This window comes from Paraburkholderia sp. GW821-FHT02A12 (genome assembly GCF_059422005.1).
Genome location: NZ_JBWKWA010000001.1, coordinates 610,657 through 627,853 on the forward strand (window position 1 = coordinate 610,657; position 17,197 = coordinate 627,853).

The window sequence follows — 17,197 nt, forward strand, 5'->3', positions numbered from 1 at the left end:
GGTTTTGTTGGGACGCGACCCCCGGCGTCTGACCGACTCTTCCTCGAATGGCTATCGGCACGCGTAGTCATCAATACTCCTCGGCTGAAAAGTCATTGTAGCCAGAATCGACAAAAGCGTCAAAATCGAAAGCGGTCGACAGCAATACTGCGAGAGAAAGTGCGGGTATGACAAAGCCCCTGTAAGTCGCTGACCGCAAGAGCTTCTGTTGCAACCGGAGCGGCCGTCGACCGGTCCAGGCGGCCGGCTTGCGAAGGTGCGCGTAATCCGGCGTCGCCGCCGGAACTTCACCGGTCACCACGAAAAGTTTCAGCGCTGAAACTGGCCACCGCTCAGAGGTCAGAGCCCTCGCCATCCAGTCCGTCCAGAAATTCGTCAAGGTCACGAAAGTTGCCGGCGCGGATGTCTTGCTGCCCCATCTCCAGAATCTGCGGCAGCGCCTCCAGCTGCTCCATCCGTGCGTGCGCCTGGTTGTCCCGCGCAGCAATGTCAGGTGGTTTGCCCCGCGATGGTTTCACATCTACTCCATGAGTCCAGTTTGTTGAGGTCACTATTGCCTCCGCGTCGGATGTTCCAGCTGCGTGGTGGGCTCGCAGTGATTACGCGGACCGTTCGCCATGCACAGAAGCACGGTCCCGCTTGTCGGGGCCGTGCTGAAATGTCACGCGTGCGTCCGGTCAGGCGGCGCGCCGACGGTTTCGGAAATCGACCGCGACGATACTTCCGTTTGTCCCGGGCGAATTGGCAGAAGGAGGGGTGGGTTGTGCGTCCGGTGTGGGTTCGGCTGTCCCGGGCACGGATGCGTTCTCTTCCGCATGGGGGCGCGCATTGAGCCGCCGCGCCTGTGTTGCTGCGCGCGCCTTGCTGGCCGACTGCCCACGCAGGTCGGGTGGCAGGGGCGGCGTCAATGAGGGCTCGGTGGCATCGAGTGCATCAAGGACGTCATCCACGAACAGGTGCGTGTAGCGTGCGAGCATCGCGTCTGTCTTGTGACCGGTGATGCGTTTGAGCATCTGAGGATTGCGCAGCCGCCGCGCATGACGTGTGGTGCCAACGTGTCGCAGGTCATGAAAGCGCAGGTCCGGCAGTCCCGCCTCGGATGTTGCGCGATCCCAGGCGGAGTCGAGCGCGTCGGCGGTCATCGGGAAGACGCGTCCGTCGTTTTCTTCGCGCGGCAGGCGGGACAGGATTTCGACTGCGCGCTGTGTGAGCGGGACAATCTGGTTTTCGCCGGCCTTCGTGAGCCGCAGTGTCGCGGTGCGCCCGGTGAGGTCGACATCGCGCCAGCGCAGTTTCAGCAGACTGCCTCGCCGGCTGGTGGTTTCAATCGCGAACTGGACGATGGGGAGGATAAACGGGTTGTCGCACCGGCCCAGCGCTCCGAACAGCGCCTGCTCGGCGTCTTCGTCGAGGACAGCGGAGCGGCCCGGGCCGCCCTTTGGAACCGCGACGCTTGCCATCGGGTTTTCGAATCCCGCCCAGTTCCAGTGTTTCTGCGCACAGTTGAACGCGTGCTTGAGCAGCGCCAGTTCCTTCTGGATGGTGCTGTCAGTGAGCCCGTCCTTGCGCATCGCGGACATGAACCTGAGCATCGTCTGTGCGCTCACCTGCGCGACTGGCAGAAGGGCGAGCCCGGCCCGAAAGGCGTTGTTGCTTTCACGCGAGGCGGCGCGCTTTGCCCGAAGGCCGGCGAAACTGAAAGGCAGTTCCGTCGCAGGCGGCGCATCGGTCAGGTCGACACCGCCCTGTTCGGTGGCCTGCAACTGCAGGGTCGGCAGGCCGCCTGCCAGGAGGTAGCGGTTGATGAGGTTGATTTCCTGTTTCGCGCCGCGTTTGTGGATGGTGTAGAGGTGCGCGTATTCATAGAGCGTGCGGCCCACGGTTGCCTTCGCGGGACCTCCGAGCAGTGGTGCGTGAGCGTTCTGGAGTTCGCCGTGCAGTTGCGCGGCCCAGGTCTCGGCCTCCTTGCGGGTGCGGAAATTTTTCTTGTGGTTGGCGCCAGCGACGGTGACGCTGGCCTGCCACGCGTTGCGGTGACGATAGATGCTGGCCATGTCACGCCTCCTTGTGAGGAACGGTGACGACGGCAGGACGGCAAACGGGATACGGACAGGTACGGCTCATGGGCTGCTCCGGTAGTGAGTGGAGCAACGTGTAGCCCTGGGTTTTATTCGCGGCTTCGCGACCGGTCACCACACCGAACAGCACGTACCTCGTGACGTCGTGGCGGCCAATGGCCCGGGTGTCGGTTGGCCGGATACCCAACGGACCGGAGCGCGGATCGCTGAAAAAACGGTCCGCATCCGGCAGCAGTGGGGCGCAGTCAACGGTAGCGTGCTGCGGCCGACCGAAGTGGACCGCAGTCATTGCTGCCTCCCGATCTGCCTCCCACGGGCACCTGAAGTACAAAAAACAAAGGGCCTGCTTGCGCAGGCCCTTTGTTTTACTACAGGAATCTTTGGTAGGCCGTACGGGATTCGAACCTGTGACCAACGGATTAAAAGTCCGCTGCTCTACCAGCTGAGCTAACGACCCAAAAGAGAAGCGAAATTATAGCGATAGCCCTTGGGGGCTGTCAACCCGCCGCGGCCATTTCAGCACGCGGGCACTCCGGATAGCGGAAAGCCTGAGGTATTACTACCTCGGGCTTTCCGGCGAGAGGCGCGCGTGGCTTTTGACGACGGACACTGCGCGTTTACCGCGAACCGCTAAACGTCAAACAACTACTTGATCTGCGACAGCTTGCTTTGTGCCGTTTGCGCGACGTCCGAACCGCCGTATTGCGCGACGATCTGCTCCAGCGTCTTCTTGGCCGCAGCCTTCTGGCCTTGCTCGAGCTGATTGTTCGCAATCGCGAGCAGCGCTTCCGGCGCACGCGGATGCTGCGGGTAATTCTTCACGACGCCTTGCCACGTTGCCGTCGAGCCCTTGTAGTCGCGCAGTGCGTACAGCGCGTTGCCGAGCCAGTACTGCGCGGTCGGCTGGTAGGGGCTGTTCGGGAACTTGGAGATGAAGCTGCGAAACGACGCTGCCGCATTCTTGAAGTCGCCGCTGCGAAACTGCTGCGAGGCCGCGTTGAACGACTCCGTTTCACCCGGCTGAACCTCGCCCTGGACGCCCTCCACCGTCTGTTGCTGCGGCTCGAATTTCTTGAGGCGCGTATCCAGATCGGTGTAGTAGTCCTTCTGCTGCTTCTGCAGCGTGGCGAACTGGTTGGCCATGTCTTCGTTCTGCCCGCGCAGCGTCGCGACCTGCTGATTCAGCTGGTCGAGACGGTTGGACTGATCGAGGATCGTGCGCTGCGCCGCCGACAACTGGCTCGACAGGCTATCGGTCTTCGAACGCAGATCGAGAATGGCCTGACGGGCCTGATCGTCGTCGAAGATGCCCGCATGCGCGGGCACAGCCGCGAGGGCCGTGCCCGCGACGCAGGCCGCTGCGGCAAACCGCAGCCAGGAGAAACGATGCGTCATTCGGCTCACCACTCGTTACTTACTGTTGGTACACGAGGTCGGCGCGGCGGTTTTGTGCCCACGACGATTCGTCATGACCGGTTGCTTGCGGCTTTTCCTTGCCGAGGCTCACGGCTTCCATTTCCGAGTCCGTCACGCCCATCAGCGACAGCGAACGGCGCACAGCTTCAGCACGCTTCTGGCCGAGTGCCAGGTTGTATTCGCTGGTGCCGCGTTCGTCGGTGTTGCCCTGAATCAGGACGTGGCGTTGCGGATGGCTCTTCAGGTATTGCGAGTGTTGTTGCAGCAGCGATTGGTAATCGTCCTTGACCGAGTAGCTGTCGAAGTCGAAGTAGATGCTGCGCTTGGCGAGCGGGCTGTTCGGATCGTTCAGCGGATCGACGTTGACCTGTGCGACGTCGGTCGGGTTCGGTTGCGTACCGATTGCGCCGCCCTTATTGGCGTTTTCGTCGAGCTTGACGCCCGAATGGCATGCAGCCAGCGCACCGACCATCAATACGGCAAATGCGAAACGAAGTTTAGACATCATTTGTTGCTCTCCTTGTGTGTTGTTGCATAAACGTTATTGCATAAACGGGCCCCAGGACGGCTCACGTACGCTGCCGCCCTGAACGGACAGGACCTGCCGAGTGCGACCATCGGTCGAAACAGCGGCCAACACGCCACGGCCGTTCACCTGTGTGGCGTAAAGAATGTACTGACCGTTCGCCGCGAAGCTCGGCGATTCGTCATGTATGGTGTCGGTCAGGCCGGTGGCCGTGTTGCCCTGCAGGTCCTGGATATACAGCTTGAACCCGCCGCCGACGCGCGAAATATAGGCAAGCTGCTTGCCGTCCGGGCTCACGCGCGGGCTGGTGTTGTAGCTGCCCGTGAAGGTCACGCGTTGCGCGCCGCCGGCATTCTCGCCCTGGGCCGACATCTTGTAGATTTGCGGTGCGCCGCCGCGGTCGCTCGTGAAGTAGATCGACTGGCCGTCAGGAGAGAAGGACGGTTCGGTGTCGATCGAGCTGCCTTGCGTCAGGCGCCGCAGGCCGCTGCCGTCCGCATTGACGGCGAAAATCTGCGTGTTGCCGGTGCGCGAAAGCGCGACGGCCAGCGTGCGTCCGTCCGGCGACCATGCCGGCGCACTGTTATTGCCCTTCTGGTCCGATACGACCACACGACGGCCCGTGGGCAGATCGTGGATATAGACGACCGGCTTCTTCTTCTCGAACGAAACGTACGCGACCTTGGTGCCGTCGGGCGACCACGCCGGCGAGATGATCGGCTCGGGGCTCGACAGCGCGATGTGCGCGTCCTGGCCGTCGGAATCGGAAATCTGCAACTGATAACGGCCACCGGTCTTGATGACGTACGACAGGCGCGTGGCGAACGCGCCGCGGCCACCCATCAGCTTCGCGTAGATATAATCCGCGACCTTGTGCGCGCTCATGCGCAGCCCGCTTTCCGGGCTCACCAGCACGAGGCCGCCGAGGCTTTCCTGCTTGACGGTGTCGTACAGCTTGAAGCGCACTTCGTACTGGCCGTTCGGCAGGCGGTTCACGCTGCCGGACACGAAGGCGTTGGCGCCCTTGGCCTTCCAGCTGCCCAGGTCGACGGAATCGGTTTCGGAAACCGGCGTGCTGCCCGCGTCGATATTGGTGAATTTGCCGCTGCGCTGCAGATCCTGACGCACGATTGTGCTGACCTGCTGCGGCGAGTTCGCTTCATTGGCGAAATTCGCCGTTGCGATCGGAAACTGGGTGGACCCAACGCCCGTCACGAGGACGTTGAGTTGTGCGTGGGCGGCACCGCCCGTGGCGATCAGGCACGACGCTACAAGTGTCCGCAGGCCTAGCTTGGTCATCAAACTCATGCTGTATGGATTCCCCAAAAACGGTTTTACTAACACTTCACGACTGCAGACAGACCGGAAAACATCCAATTCGTTCCCGGGCGCGCCACGCTGGGCGGGGCGCTGCGTCTGCTGTCAACTCACCTTCACGTGGCGCTCCGCTTTCGCATCAACCGGCCGGCCGCAACGTAATCTTGAAGCTGGCGGGCGTCTTGCCGTCGATGTCCTGCGGCATTGGATCGGAGCGCTGGACGGCCCGCAGCGCGGCGTCGTCCCAGGCCGGATTGCCGCTGCTGTGCGAGATCGTCGCGCTCAGCAAGGTGCCCGTCGGCGAGCAGCGCACGGAGATCACGGTCTCGAGACCCTCCGTTTCGCCGCCCCACGAGATGTTCGGACGCACCACGCGACGCACCTTGTCCGCGTAACCCGGCGATGCTGCATTGCCGCCCGAGCCGCTGCCCATGCCGGTCTTGCCGAGCCCGTTGCCGGTCGAACCTGCGCCGCCGGCCATGCCTTGCATCTGTGTAAGGCGCGCAGTACGTTCCGCGTCGAGCTTCTTCGCTTGCGCGGCGGCATCGGCCTGCGCCTTGGCTTTCGCCGCTTTCTGCGCATCGGCCTTCTTCTGAGCCTCAGCTTCAGCCTGCTTCTGCCGCTCTTGCTGCTGCTGTTCTTTCAGTTGCTGCTGCTTTTGCTGCTCGGCCAATTGCTGTTGTTTCAGCTTGTCGGCCTGCTGCTGTTGCTGCTTCTGTTTGGCTGCCGCGGCTTTCTGCGCGGCGAGTTGCGCCGCCTGTTCAGCAAGCTGCTGCTGACGCTTGGCCTCGGCTTCCTGCTGGGCCTGCAGCTTCTCTTGACGCTGCCGCTCCGCGAGTTGCGCCTGACGCGCGGCTTCCTGTTGCTGGCGTTTCTTCTGCTGCAGCGCGATGTCGGCCTGTTCGTCGGGCAGCGGCGGGGCCGGAGCCACCGGAACGGGCGGCGGCGAGGGCACACGCGGAATCGCCGTGTCCGGCACTTCGGTCCACAGTTCGGCTTCCGCGCCTTCGGGCGTGCTGTTCTGCCATTGAATGCCGTGGTACAGGAAAAATCCGAGCAGCACATGCATCACCAGCGCGAACACAAAAGCTCGCCCGGTGCCGCGTTCACGCGGTGGCTGGAGCGGATATTCGGATTTCTTGCGGATCATTGCGATTTGACGAGCAATCCAACGCGCTTGACGCCCCGGGCTTTCAACTGGGACATCACGTTCATCACGACTTCGTACCTCACGGTCTTGTCGGCGGCGATCACGACGGGCTGATCAGGATGCGTCTGCGCGCGATCGGTGATGAAGCCGTTCAGATCAGCCTTCGTCATGTCTTCCTGCTGCTGTGCGCCCGCGTCGTCCTTGTATTTGACGCTCATATTGCCGTCCGCGCGAATGTTCACGATCACGGGCGGGGTTTGCTGCTGCGGCGCGGCGCCGCCGACGGTCGGCAGATTGACGATCGACGGGGCAACGAGCGGCGCGGTCACCATGAAGATCACGAGCAGCACGAGCATCACGTCGATGTACGGCACGACGTTGATGTCGGCCATCGCGCGGCGCGAGCGGCCGCCGCGCATGCTGGAGGGGCGAGAGCCTGCCATCGTGGACTCCTTACTGTGCCTGGCGCTGCAGAATGTTCGAGAACTCTTCGATAAAGGTCTCGAAGCGGATCGCCAGACGGTCGATGTCGTGTGCGTAGCGGTTGTAGGCGACCACGGCCGGAATCGCGGCGAACAGGCCGATTGCGGTAGCGGTCAGCGCTTCGGCAATGCCCGGCGCGACGTTCGCAAGGGTGGCCTGCTGCACGTTGGCGAGGCCGCGGAACGCATTCATGATCCCCCACACCGTGCCGAACAGACCGATATAAGGGCTGACCGAACCGACCGACGCGAGAAACGCCAGATTTGCTTCGAGCACGTCCATTTCACGCTGGAACGCGGCGCGCATCGCCCGGCGTGCGCCGTCGAGAATCGCGCCCGAATCGTTCAGGCGCTTTTCCTTGCCCTTCAGGAATTCGCGCATGCCGGACTCGAAAATCCGTTCCAGCGCGCCGATCGTATGACGGTTGTTCGCGGCGCTCTGGTAAAGGGCCTGCAGGTCGCCCCCCGACCAGAAATCGCGTTCGAAGCGTTCAGTTTGCGCGCGCGCCCGGCGGATCGCAAACCACTTGCGGAAGATGAATGTCCACGACAGCAGCGACAACAGCAGCAACAGCGCCATGACTGCCTGCGCCAGCAGGCTCGCATTGAGTACGAGAGAAACGATCGACAGATCTTGTGTAGTGTTCATAAAGGTTCGTTTTAACGTCCCGGAAGGGGGCGTCCGGCCTGCAAGGCCGCTCGAAGCTTGCCGTGAGCAAAACGGAAGCGTCGGCGACATGGCAAGCCGAACCATGCTTTGTGTTGCTTGATCGATACGAGTTCACTGGCCCCGTAACAACGGGGTTCAGACGTTGTTCGTTGACATGCCGCCGTCGTTCACGCCCGGCCCGCGCCGCAAGGCGGCGAGCACGGATGGAGGAATCGCGGCCGGCCGCAGCGCGGTGCGCTCGACGCAGCCGACCCGGATGGAACCGGCCGCAAGCAGCGTGCCGTCACGCCACGCCTCCTGCGCGAAGTCGACCGACGCCCGGCCAAGACGCTCGATCCGGCTCACTACCTTGACGATGTCGTCGAGCCGGGCCGGCGCCCGGTAGTCGACGGCAGTGCTGCGCACGATGAAGAGCGCGCCGGTTTCGTCCGCGAGCCGGTTCTGGTCGACGCCGCAAGCGCGCAGCCATTCGGTGCGCGCCCGCTCGAAAAACTTCAGGTAGTTGGCGTAAAACACGATGCCGCCGGCGTCGGTATCTTCGTAATACACGCGGATTGGCCACGTGAAGCCGATTTCCGTGCCTGGCTGGCTGGTCGACATATTCATGCGGCGCATTTTACCGGAACGCGCACCCCGAGGTCTGTTTCAAGATGTGCGCCCCGCCTGGCGGGCTTCTGCAGCAATTTCAGCCGAAAATTCAGCCGCGGTGAATCGCCAGGCCGGCGAACGACTGGGCCACCGGCATCAGCTCGATCGTGTTGATGTTGACGTGGGCCGGGCGCGTGGCGATCCAGTAGATCGAGTCGGCGATATCTTCGGCCGTCAGCGGCTGCACGTTCTGGTAGACATTGGCAGCTTTCGCGTCGTCGCCGCGAAAACGCACGTTCGAGAACTCGGTGCCGCCGCACAGGCCCGGCTCGATGTCGGTCACGCGCAGCGCGGTGCCAGCCAGATCGGCGCGCAGGTTCAGGCTGAACTGGCGGACGAACGCCTTGGTCGCGCCGTACACGTTGCCGCCCGCGTACGGCCAGCGGCCGGCTACAGAGCCGAGGTTGAAGATGTGCCCGCGGTTGCGCTCCACCATGCCGGGCAAGAGCGCGTGCGTGACCTGCACGAGGCCCGTGCAGTTGGTGTCGATCATGGTGTTCCACTCGTCCAGGCTCGCCTTGTGCGCCGGCTCGACGCCGAGTGCGAGGCCGGCGTTGTTGACGAGCACGTCGATCGCGGCGAATCCGGCCGGCAGCGCAGCCGGCATGGCTTCGACGGCGGCGCGGTCGCGCACGTCGAGTTCGAACGGCAGAAGTGCGTCGCCGAGTTCGTCGGCGAGCGCCTGCAGGCGATCCTTACGGCGCGCGGTGGCGACGACCCGATGGCCGCCGTTGACAAAAGCGCGAGCGATAGCGGCGCCGAATCCCGCGGACGCTCCGGTGACGAACACGATCATTGCAGTTCCCTGGTCGGTAAGAGAGAAAGGTCCCAAGCCTACTTCCAATGCGGCGCTGCGGCAAGGATGAACGAGCCGCACAAGTGGCTGTGACAGGGGCTCGGCCCGGCTTGCCAGCGAACTTTTGTCAGATGTTTGCGAAGCCCGGGCGCCGGCGCCGGGATACGTCCCGCGAGTGCCCGCCGGGGCGGCAGGAAGCCGGTTGCCTATTCGATCCGCTTCCAATAAACTAACGCGCTCATCCCTGCGTGACTGGCGATAGAACCGATACAACCAATCGGGTTCAAGGTGGAGCAACCCACCGTGAAGCGCAGGGTGCCGTTTTGCCGTTCGCCTGGGCAGCCGTAATCCGCGCGCATTGATCTGCGCTGACGGTGGCTGTCCTGCCTCGCGTGTGCGGCGTCTCTCCATCCGCCACGTCAGGGCTGGCCCAGCCGCCAGCAGCGCCGCGTACCCTCTACGCAAGATTCGGCGCACGATCCGGTCAACCTGAACACACTCAACGGAATCCGTATGTTTGACAGAGCCCAAAGCACCATCGCCAACGTCGATCCTGAACTCTGGAACGTCATCCAGCAGGAAAACCGCCGTCAGGAAGAGCACATCGAACTGATCGCGTCGGAAAACTACACGAGCCCGGCTGTGATGGCCGCGCAAGGCTCGCAACTCACCAACAAATACGCCGAAGGTTATCCGGGCAAGCGCTATTACGGCGGCTGCGAGTTCGTCGACGTCGCCGAGCAACTGGCGATCGACCGCGTCAAGCAACTGTTTGGCGCGGAAGCCGCGAACGTCCAGCCGAACTCCGGCTCGCAGGCGAATCAAGGCGTGTTCTTCGCCATGCTCAAGCCGGGCGACACGATCATGGGCATGAGCCTCGCGCACGGCGGTCACCTGACGCACGGTTCGCCGGTCAACATGTCGGGCAAGTGGTTCAACGTGGTGAGCTACGGCCTGAACGAAGCCGAAGACATCGATTACGACGCGGCTGAAAAGCTCGCACAGGAGCACAAGCCGAAGCTGATCGTGGCCGGCGCGTCTGCGTTCGCGCTGCGTATCGATTTCGAGCGCTTTGCGAAGATCGCCAAGTCGGTCGGCGCGTACTTCATGGTCGACATGGCGCACTACGCCGGCCTGATCGCCGCGGGCGCCTATCCGAACCCGGTGCCGCATGCCGATTTCGTCACCACCACCACGCACAAGAGCCTGCGTGGCCCGCGCGGCGGCGTGATCCTGATGAAGGCCGAGTTCGAAAAGCAGATCAACTCGGCCATCTTTCCGGGTATCCAGGGTGGCCCGCTGATGCACGTGATCGCCGGTAAGGCCGTCGCATTCAAGGAAGCGCTGTCGCCGGAATTCAAGGCGTATCAGCAGCAAGTCGTCGAAAATGCACGCGTGCTGGCCGAAACGCTGGTCAAACGCGGTCTGCGCATCGTCTCGGGCCGTACCGAAAGCCACGTGATGCTGGTCGACCTGCGCGCGAAGAAGATCACCGGCAAGGCTGCGGAAGCGGCGCTCGGCGCGGCGCACATCACGGTGAACAAGAACGCGATCCCGAACGATCCGGAAAAGCCGTTCGTGACGAGCGGCGTGCGTCTCGGCTCGCCGGCCATGACCACGCGCGGTTTTGGCGTCAAGGAAGCGGAGCAGGTGGGTAACCTGATCGCCGACGTGCTGGACAACCCGGAAGACGCAGCCACGATCGAACGCGTGCGCGGGCAGGTCGCCGAGTTGACCCAGCGCTTCCCGGTCTACCGCTAAGCCGTCATGCACTGCCCCTTCTGCCGGCATGCCGATACGCAGGTTGTGGATTCCCGCGTATCTGAAGACGGCGCGACGATTCGCCGGCGCCGCCGCTGTCCGGCCTGCGACAAACGTTTTACGACGTATGAGCGGGTCGAGCTGGCGTTGCCGTCGGTCGTCAAGAAGGATGGCAGCCGCACGGAATTCGACCGCCGCAAGATTGTCGCGAGCATGCAACTGGCGCTGCGCAAGCGCCCGGTGGCGGCGGACGAGATCGACGCGGCAGTCGCCCGCATCGAGTATCAATTGCTCGGCAGCGGCGAGCGCGAGGTGCGCAGCGAGCGCCTCGGTGAACTCGTGATGAACGAGTTGCGCGCGCTCGACACGATTGCCTATGTGCGTTTTGCCTCCGTATACCGGCGCTTTGAAGACGTTTCCGAATTCGAAGATGTAATCGAAGAATTTCGCCGCGCTTCCTCCCCGCCCAAGCCTCCCCGCAAGCGCTGATTGATATCGCGCCCGGACTCGCGTTCGAGTTTCTGGTTTTTGTCGCGCTCTTTGTCGCGCTTCTTCGCGTATTAGCATCTCCACCCCCCCGTTATGGTTCGTCACGCGTGCATTGTTGCGCGGGAGCGTGTCTGAGTGCCACCTGGCCATTCGGCCGATTGTTGGCGCGTTTCCAACTCGTTAGATTGACTGCATTCTTTGAAACGATCAGGGATGCAGATGAAATGGGATGCAGTCTGTTTACGGCCGCGTCGCGGCTTTACGCTTATCGAGACGCTGGTTGTCGTCACGCTGCTGGCGGTGATCGCGGTGATGGCGACACCGTCCTTTGTAGCGTGGCACCTGCGGGATCAGGTCGACGCGCGCGCGAAAGCGCTCGCTTCGACGCTTGCCTATGCGCGCAGTGAAGCATTGCGGCGCGGTGCGCGCGTTACCGTGTGCCGGATCGACGCTGCGCGGCGTTGTCTTGCCGCGGGGCAAGCGTGCGCCGATGGCGTGACCGACTGGTCATGCGGCTGGGCCGTACTGGCTGAGCGCGGCGGCGCGCTTTTACTGCTGCGCGCGCACCCGCAGCTTGCGGCGGTCAGCATCACCGGGGCGCAGACGAATCTCACGTTCACGCCGCCCGCCGGGCAGTTGATCGGCACATTTCGCAGCTTCGACATCGCGCCGCGCGATCCATCGAAAGCGACTCAGGGCGACAAGTGGCGGCGTTGCATTCGTATTGCGGCGGGTGGCCGCGCGCGGATCGTCGAGGGCGCATGCGGAGCGACATCATGAACCGGCATTCATTCAAGGTGAAGCTGCGCCGCTACGCATTAAAGCGTGGCGGCAGTTCGCTGATCGAAGTCATGCTCGCCGTAGCACTGATGGCGGTGACGGCGCTCGGATTGATCGCCGGTCAATTGTGGACTGCACGTGAAGCGCGCGCGGTGGCAATGCGCGAGCACGCCGCATGGATAGCCGATTCCGTCGCCGAGGCGATGTGCGTGCCGTCTGCGGGCGAATCCGCGCTCAGGCAATGGAGTGCGCGCGCGGCGTCCCTGTTGCCACACGGCGCAGCCTCTGTGGGTGAAAGCGGGGGCGTGTCCTCCGCGCGCGTGATGTGGGCGGCGCTGCGCGACATGCCGCGCTCCGGCGACGTAATCGACAAGCCTGAGTCCTGTGGCGGCGTGGACATTCCCGCAGGCTCCTCATGCGTTGCAATGGCGGTTGCGAAATGACGCAACGTTTGCTTGTTGCGCGCGGCCATACGCTGGTCGAGCTTGTGATCGCAATCGCGCTGGGACTGGTGGTGACGGCGGGCGCGGTGTCGCTCTATACCACGCAGCGGACCGCATTCGTGCGCGCGGGCGATGCGCTGCGGATCCGCGAAGCCGGCCTGACCGCGCTCACGCTGATCGGCCAGCAGCTTCAGATGGCCGGTTTCGTGCCCGCGGACGTCGCGAGGTTCAACAGTCCGCCACCGTTGTTCGGGTGTTCGGGTGGCCGTCCGATCGGCGCGGACGACAGTCTCGCCTGCGAGGCGCTGGCGAATCGTTCCGACGGCGTCGCGGTCCGCTATGTCGGCGACAACGTGTCGACGTGGCCGTCGGCGGCCGGTCAATCCACCGATTGCCTGGGGCAGGCCGTGACCAGCAATAGCGCGGCGCTTGGTGGCCAGGGCGTGTCGATCGTCAATCGCTATTTCGCCAGAATCAGCGGCTCGACGGGCGAACCGGAGTTGTACTGCGAAGGCAACGGCAAGGCCGGATCCGCGCAGCCGCTGGTAGAAGGCGTCGAGCGCGTGCGGCTCCGGTACTGGCTGGCCGGCAGGCTGAGCGCGATTGACGCCTCGGCGCTGAGCGCCGATCAATGGACGAAGGTCGTCGCCGTCGATCTCTGTGTACTCGTACGAGGCGCGCCGCAAGGGCGGCGTGTGCGCTACGTCGATTGCGACGGCGCGAGCATCGTCGGCGCCGATACGAGGCCGCGGCAGGCGTTCTGGCGACGAGTCGCGATCCGCAATCAGGCGGAGGATTGGCTGTGACGAGCCGCACCGATCACATCTCCCGACTCCGCAGCGGCGGCGCTGTTTTGCCGATTGTCCTGCTGATTTCCGCGATGCTGTTGGCCACCTCCGCTGCCTGGTTCGAGACATCGCTTGCGGCGGCGCGCGGCACGACCAACCTACGCGACTATTTGCAGGCATTTCACGCCGCGGATTCGGCGCTGACTTTGTGCGCCCGCAGCGTCGTCGCAGCAGCAGCCGTTGAGGCGGCGGCCGCTGCGCCGGTCGCAATCGGTGAGCCTACGCAATGGAAGCTCGAAGCCGCCTTCGAGACGGGCGCCGTCACGCCCGTCTCACACTGGCCCGGCTCGCTGCGCGCGCCGCAGTGTCTGATCGAAGCGTGGCGGCTCGGCACGCGTGCCAACGCCCGCGCGTATTTACTGACCACGCGTGGTTTCGGCCGGGCGAGAGAGTCTCAGGTGTGGCTGCAGATGGAACTCGTGATTGACGGCGCGCGGATCGAGCGGCATTGGCGGCGCGTTGTCGCGCGGCCATTCTGAAGGGAGGTTCATGACGAAGCCGTACGCATTCGCATTCACGCTACTCGAACTCATGATCGCATTGGCGATAGCCGCGACGCTGGTCGTGTTTGCGGTGCCGTCGTACCGGAGCCACGTTGCGCGGACGCACAGAATTGATGCAGCAGCCGCACTTTATCGGGCAGCCCAGTTCGTCGAAGGAACGGTAGGCGGGAGCGCTGCGACATTGCCGCCCGGCCTGAATCAGGCGCCGCAATTCGGCACGCCGATCTATCGGCTGCGGGTGCTGCCGGCTGACGACGCAAACGGCGGGTACACAGTGGAAGCTGCGCCCACCGAGCCCGGCCCGATGCGGGACGACGCCTGCGGCATCTTCACGCTCGATGCAACGGGTCTGCGAAGCAATAGTGGCGCAAGCGGCGCGGTGCTGGCCAGCGCCGAATGCTGGAATACGAGTTAGAGGAGCGAGCTGAAGGGTGCTCGCTGGGCAGCGAAACGAGCCGGCGTTCTTCAGCGCCGCCGGCTCGAAGGCAAGCCAGACTCGAAGGCAAGCCAGACTCGAAGGCAAGCCAGACTCGAAGGCAAGCCAGACTCGAAGGCAAGCCAGACTCGAAGGCAAGCCGGACTCGAAGGCAAGCCGGACTCGAAGGCAAGCCGGACTCGAAGGCAAGCCCGACTCGAAGGCAAGCCCGACTCGAAGGCAAGCTCGGCTCGAAGGCAAGCCACACACACAGATCGATCGATCAGCTATCCCGAGAACTTCGTAGCCGCGCGGTTCAGGGGCCGCCATCGGCAGGTCCTGCTTTGCCACCACCAGCGGACGCATTGGAATCGTTCTTTATCTGCTGCCAGATCCGGTACGCTTCCCAGCCGGCAAGCGCAAGGCCGCCCCACTTGATCACAGGTTTCGCGCTGGCCAGGACGGCCGCGCGTAGCGGCTTGGCCAGCAAGATCGAGGCGATCGAACTGATGAGCGGGTACTGTTTGAGTAGCACGCCGATGTTTGCTGCGTTCAGGATGCCTGCTTTCGATCCGCTGCCCACGCGCATGCCGCCGAAGCCCGGCACGATGAATTTGAGCCAGCTGAAGTGCGTCACGGCTTGCCGCAGTTCGACGGTTGCCTGAGCGAGTTCCACCCGCTCCACGTCCGCGCGCACCATCAGCAGTTCCTTGCGCAACGCGCGCAGATGCGGCGCGCTCAAATCTCTCGCCTGGTGGCGCTTGTTGCGGAAAGCGGTATCGGAATGGCTTTGGCTCATGGCGGGTGGGCGGCAGTAATGGAAGGCAGTAAGACGGCGCTGCTAAACGCTGGCGGCAGATGCGGAAGGCGCAGGGCGCTTCAATCACCGCTTACGCGTAGCCGTGTCACTGTTTGCGGAAGATATCCCGGTCTTTCTCGAACTCGGCAATAGTGGCTTCGAAGACCATCGGCGCATTGCGCAAACCGCTGCGCGCCTTCAGCGCACAGGCCAGTCCGGCAATCGCATAAACCGCCGTGATGCCGGCGAGCGCCTGCCATCGGTACGTGTCCCAGAACGCGATAGCAATCAGCGCCGTCAAGGCGACCAAGGCCATCGTAGCGAGCATCATGGCGGCCAGGCAGAGGAACAGCACGCTGAGCAGACGGTCTTTTTCTTCGGCGAGTTCGATGCCGACCAGTTCAAGCCGCGTTTGCAGAATGGCAAACACAGAACCGATGATGCGGCGCAACGGACTGTGTTCTCCGCGCTGCGATTGTGTATCGATCGTCATGGCAGTGGGCGTTGCGTGTGAAAGCCTAACCGGCGCGGGAGCGAGCGCGCCAGGAAAAGCGGACCGGCCGGGCATGCGCCGGTCAACTCCATTTGCTGGTGTGCCGGACGTCGTTCGCCCGGCAACGGGACCGGTTTTACTTGCGGTTGATCAGCAGTCCCAGCAGCACGCCGGCGCCCGCTGCGATGCCGATGGATGCCCACGGATGTTCGTGCACATAGTCGTCGGTGGCGCGGGCGGCCTTTTTGCCTTTTTCGACCACTACGACCTGCACGTCAGCCGCCTTCTCCCGCGCCTGCTTCAAACGCGTAAGCGCCGTTTCGCGCAGTTCCGAAGCACGTTCGCCGGTGGCGCTCGCGGCCTGTTTCAGCAGATCTTCAGCGTCCGCGAGGACGGTTTTGATATCCGACATCAATCTCTCCTTGTTGACTTCCGACATTGACAGCTCCCCTTCGTGTCACGCCACGCGTGAATCGTAACCAAAGAAACGGCCGCTGGCGAGCACAGTGCCCGATTCGTCAAAACAGACGCACGAACCGTTCCCGGTTGAGGTAAAGCCAGAAAATTCCACGATCGAGTACACCGTGCAGCAAAGTTTGCCTGAGATGGAGTTGATCTGTCCCGCAAAGTTTCCACCAAAGCAGTGAAAATTACAAAAACGCATAAAGTAGTGACGCAATCTTGGTTCGTCGTGTACGGCCGCCCCCGTATGCTGTATTTTTTGCGGGGCGCGCCTAGCGGGGCGCGCCTTAGCGGGGCGCTGCGGGCGAACGCTCGCGCGAAATGTCCGAATACATCAAGGAGCTGCAACATGAGTCTACGTCTTGGCGACATCGCACCGGATTTCGAACAGGAGTCGAGTATCGGCCGCATCAGATTCCACGAATGGCTGGGCGATAGTTGGGGCGTGCTGTTTTCGCACCCGGCGGACTTCACGCCGGTCTGCACGACCGAACTGGGGTTGGCGGCCAAGCTGGCCGGCGAGTTCGAAAAGCGCAATGTGAAGACGATCGCGTTGTCGGTCGACAGCGCCGAGTCGCACAAGGAATGGATCAAGGACATCAACGAGACGCAGGCCGCGAGCGTCGGATTCCCGATTCTCGCCGACGGCGATCGCAAGGTCGCCGAGCTCTACGACATGATCCATCCGAACGCCAACGAAACGCTCACGGTGCGCTCGCTGTTCGTGATCGATCCGAAGAAGAAGGTGCGGCTGATCATCACGTACCCGGCCAGCACCGGCCGCAACTTCGACGAAGTGCTGCGGGTGGTCGACTCGCTGCAACTCACCGACAACTATTCGGTTGCCACGCCCGGCAACTGGAAGCAGGGCGATGACGTGGTGATCGTGCCGTCGTTGAAGGACGAGGAAGTGATCAAGCAGAAATTTCCGAAGGGCTATAAGGCGCTGCGTCCGTATCTGCGTCTGACGCCGCAGCCTGACAAATAAGCCGCGAAGCAAACCGCGAAGCAAGCAACGAAATAAGCCACGCAGGAAGCCGCGGCATAAAGCCGCGACACAAAGCCGCGGCGCTACAACGAAGAAGGCCGGTTCGAAAGAACCGGCCTTCTTTATCGCGCGA

General features: G+C 63.2%; 22 protein-coding genes, 1 tRNA gene and 1 riboswitch. Of the genes, 8 read left to right on the plus strand and 15 right to left on the minus strand.

The window, feature by feature from the left end; genetic code table 11:
- Window positions 1–332: 332 nt before the first annotated feature.
- The 12 genes from AC07WT_RS02835 to ydfG all read right to left on the minus strand — a co-directional run bounded on the left by AC07WT_RS02835 (window position 333) and on the right by ydfG (window position 9,083).
- Window positions 333–518 (minus strand): hypothetical protein, encoded by a 186-nt coding sequence (locus AC07WT_RS02835; RefSeq protein WP_494945965.1) that lies wholly within the window; start codon window positions 516–518, stop codon window positions 333–335.
- Between the two features lie 159 nt (window positions 519–677).
- The gene (locus AC07WT_RS02840; RefSeq protein WP_494945966.1) at window positions 678–2,054 is read right to left on the minus strand and encodes a site-specific integrase; all 1,377 of its coding nucleotides are present in this window, start codon (window positions 2,052–2,054) and stop codon (window positions 678–680) included.
- A gap of 1 nt (window position 2,055) precedes the next feature.
- Entirely contained in the window at window positions 2,056–2,367 is a 312-nt protein-coding gene (locus tag AC07WT_RS02845; RefSeq protein ID WP_494945967.1) for a hypothetical protein, read from the minus strand.
- 92 nt (window positions 2,368–2,459) lie between these two features.
- Window positions 2,460–2,535 (minus strand) — tRNA-Lys (locus tag AC07WT_RS02850).
- 188 nt (window positions 2,536–2,723) lie between these two features.
- Window positions 2,724–3,473, minus strand: a complete 750-nt coding sequence (ybgF, locus tag AC07WT_RS02855) for a tol-pal system protein YbgF (protein WP_494945968.1) — start codon at window positions 3,471–3,473, stop codon at window positions 2,724–2,726.
- A 19-nt stretch (window positions 3,474–3,492) separates the two neighbouring features.
- Window positions 3,493–4,002, minus strand: coding sequence for a peptidoglycan-associated lipoprotein Pal (pal, locus tag AC07WT_RS02860; RefSeq protein ID WP_492593957.1), 510 nt, complete (start codon window positions 4,000–4,002; stop codon window positions 3,493–3,495).
- Between the two features lie 33 nt (window positions 4,003–4,035).
- Window positions 4,036–5,328: a Tol-Pal system beta propeller repeat protein TolB gene (gene tolB / locus AC07WT_RS02865; protein WP_492593956.1), complete on the minus strand. Its 1,293-nt coding sequence runs from the start codon at window positions 5,326–5,328 to the stop codon at window positions 4,036–4,038.
- Window positions 5,329–5,476: 148 nt separating this feature from the next.
- A complete protein-coding gene (gene tolA / locus AC07WT_RS02870; protein ID WP_494945969.1) occupies window positions 5,477–6,487 on the minus strand; it encodes a cell envelope integrity protein TolA in 1,011 nt (336 codons plus the stop codon).
- Complete coding sequence (gene tolR, locus AC07WT_RS02875; protein ID WP_492593954.1) at window positions 6,484–6,930, minus strand: protein TolR; 447 nt, start codon at window positions 6,928–6,930, stop codon at window positions 6,484–6,486. The genes tolA and tolR overlap by 4 nt, the downstream gene beginning before the upstream one ends.
- A gap of 10 nt (window positions 6,931–6,940) precedes the next feature.
- Entirely contained in the window at window positions 6,941–7,618 is a 678-nt protein-coding gene (gene tolQ, locus AC07WT_RS02880) for a protein TolQ (protein WP_012431821.1), read from the minus strand.
- A 156-nt stretch (window positions 7,619–7,774) separates the two neighbouring features.
- Window positions 7,775–8,254 carry a tol-pal system-associated acyl-CoA thioesterase gene (ybgC, locus tag AC07WT_RS02885; protein ID WP_492593953.1) on the minus strand — a complete coding sequence of 160 codons (480 nt, stop codon included), beginning with the start codon at window positions 8,252–8,254 and terminating at the stop codon, window positions 7,775–7,777.
- An 82-nt stretch (window positions 8,255–8,336) separates the two neighbouring features.
- Window positions 8,337–9,083: a bifunctional NADP-dependent 3-hydroxy acid dehydrogenase/3-hydroxypropionate dehydrogenase YdfG gene (ydfG, locus tag AC07WT_RS02890; RefSeq protein ID WP_494945970.1), complete on the minus strand. Its 747-nt coding sequence runs from the start codon at window positions 9,081–9,083 to the stop codon at window positions 8,337–8,339.
- A gap of 238 nt (window positions 9,084–9,321) precedes the next feature.
- Window positions 9,322–9,430: riboswitch (ZMP/ZTP riboswitch) on the plus strand.
- A 166-nt stretch (window positions 9,431–9,596) separates the two neighbouring features.
- Here ydfG and glyA point away from each other — a divergent pair.
- The 7 genes from glyA to AC07WT_RS02925 all read left to right on the plus strand — a co-directional run bounded on the left by glyA (window position 9,597) and on the right by AC07WT_RS02925 (window position 14,322).
- Window positions 9,597–10,844 (plus strand): serine hydroxymethyltransferase, encoded by a 1,248-nt coding sequence (gene glyA / locus AC07WT_RS02895; protein WP_492593951.1) that lies wholly within the window; start codon window positions 9,597–9,599, stop codon window positions 10,842–10,844.
- 6 nt (window positions 10,845–10,850) lie between these two features.
- Complete coding sequence (nrdR, locus tag AC07WT_RS02900; RefSeq protein ID WP_115103844.1) at window positions 10,851–11,333, plus strand: transcriptional regulator NrdR; 483 nt, start codon at window positions 10,851–10,853, stop codon at window positions 11,331–11,333.
- A 213-nt stretch (window positions 11,334–11,546) separates the two neighbouring features.
- Complete coding sequence (locus AC07WT_RS02905; RefSeq protein ID WP_494945971.1) at window positions 11,547–12,113, plus strand: GspH/FimT family pseudopilin; 567 nt, start codon at window positions 11,547–11,549, stop codon at window positions 12,111–12,113.
- A complete protein-coding gene (locus AC07WT_RS02910; RefSeq protein ID WP_494945972.1) occupies window positions 12,110–12,556 on the plus strand; it encodes a type IV pilus modification PilV family protein in 447 nt (148 codons plus the stop codon). Before AC07WT_RS02905 ends, AC07WT_RS02910 begins: the two co-directional genes overlap by 4 nt.
- Complete coding sequence (locus AC07WT_RS02915) at window positions 12,553–13,362, plus strand: PilW family protein (RefSeq protein ID WP_494945973.1); 810 nt, start codon at window positions 12,553–12,555, stop codon at window positions 13,360–13,362. Before AC07WT_RS02910 ends, AC07WT_RS02915 begins: the two co-directional genes overlap by 4 nt.
- On the plus strand, window positions 13,353–13,883 hold the full coding sequence (locus tag AC07WT_RS02920) for a pilus assembly PilX family protein (RefSeq protein WP_494945974.1): 531 nt from the start codon (window positions 13,353–13,355) through the stop codon (window positions 13,881–13,883). Before AC07WT_RS02915 ends, AC07WT_RS02920 begins: the two co-directional genes overlap by 10 nt.
- 10 nt (window positions 13,884–13,893) lie before the next feature.
- The gene (locus AC07WT_RS02925; protein WP_494945975.1) at window positions 13,894–14,322 is read left to right on the plus strand and encodes a type IV pilin protein; all 429 of its coding nucleotides are present in this window, start codon (window positions 13,894–13,896) and stop codon (window positions 14,320–14,322) included.
- A gap of 316 nt (window positions 14,323–14,638) precedes the next feature.
- On the opposite strand, the gene AC07WT_RS02930 is transcribed toward AC07WT_RS02925, so the two are convergent.
- From AC07WT_RS02930 to AC07WT_RS02940, 3 genes are all read right to left on the minus strand, one after another.
- Window positions 14,639–15,121 (minus strand): DUF3318 domain-containing protein, encoded by a 483-nt coding sequence (locus AC07WT_RS02930; protein ID WP_494945976.1) that lies wholly within the window; start codon window positions 15,119–15,121, stop codon window positions 14,639–14,641.
- A 106-nt stretch (window positions 15,122–15,227) separates the two neighbouring features.
- On the minus strand, window positions 15,228–15,614 hold the full coding sequence (locus AC07WT_RS02935; RefSeq protein ID WP_492596279.1) for a phage holin family protein: 387 nt from the start codon (window positions 15,612–15,614) through the stop codon (window positions 15,228–15,230).
- A 136-nt stretch (window positions 15,615–15,750) separates the two neighbouring features.
- Entirely contained in the window at window positions 15,751–16,053 is a 303-nt protein-coding gene (locus tag AC07WT_RS02940; protein ID WP_091796641.1) for an ElaB/YgaM/YqjD family protein, read from the minus strand.
- Window positions 16,054–16,425: 372 nt separating this feature from the next.
- On the opposite strand from AC07WT_RS02940, the gene AC07WT_RS02945 reads away from it, so the two are divergent.
- The gene (locus AC07WT_RS02945; protein ID WP_494945977.1) at window positions 16,426–17,064 is read left to right on the plus strand and encodes a peroxiredoxin; all 639 of its coding nucleotides are present in this window, start codon (window positions 16,426–16,428) and stop codon (window positions 17,062–17,064) included.
- Window positions 17,065–17,197: the final 133 nt, after the last annotated feature.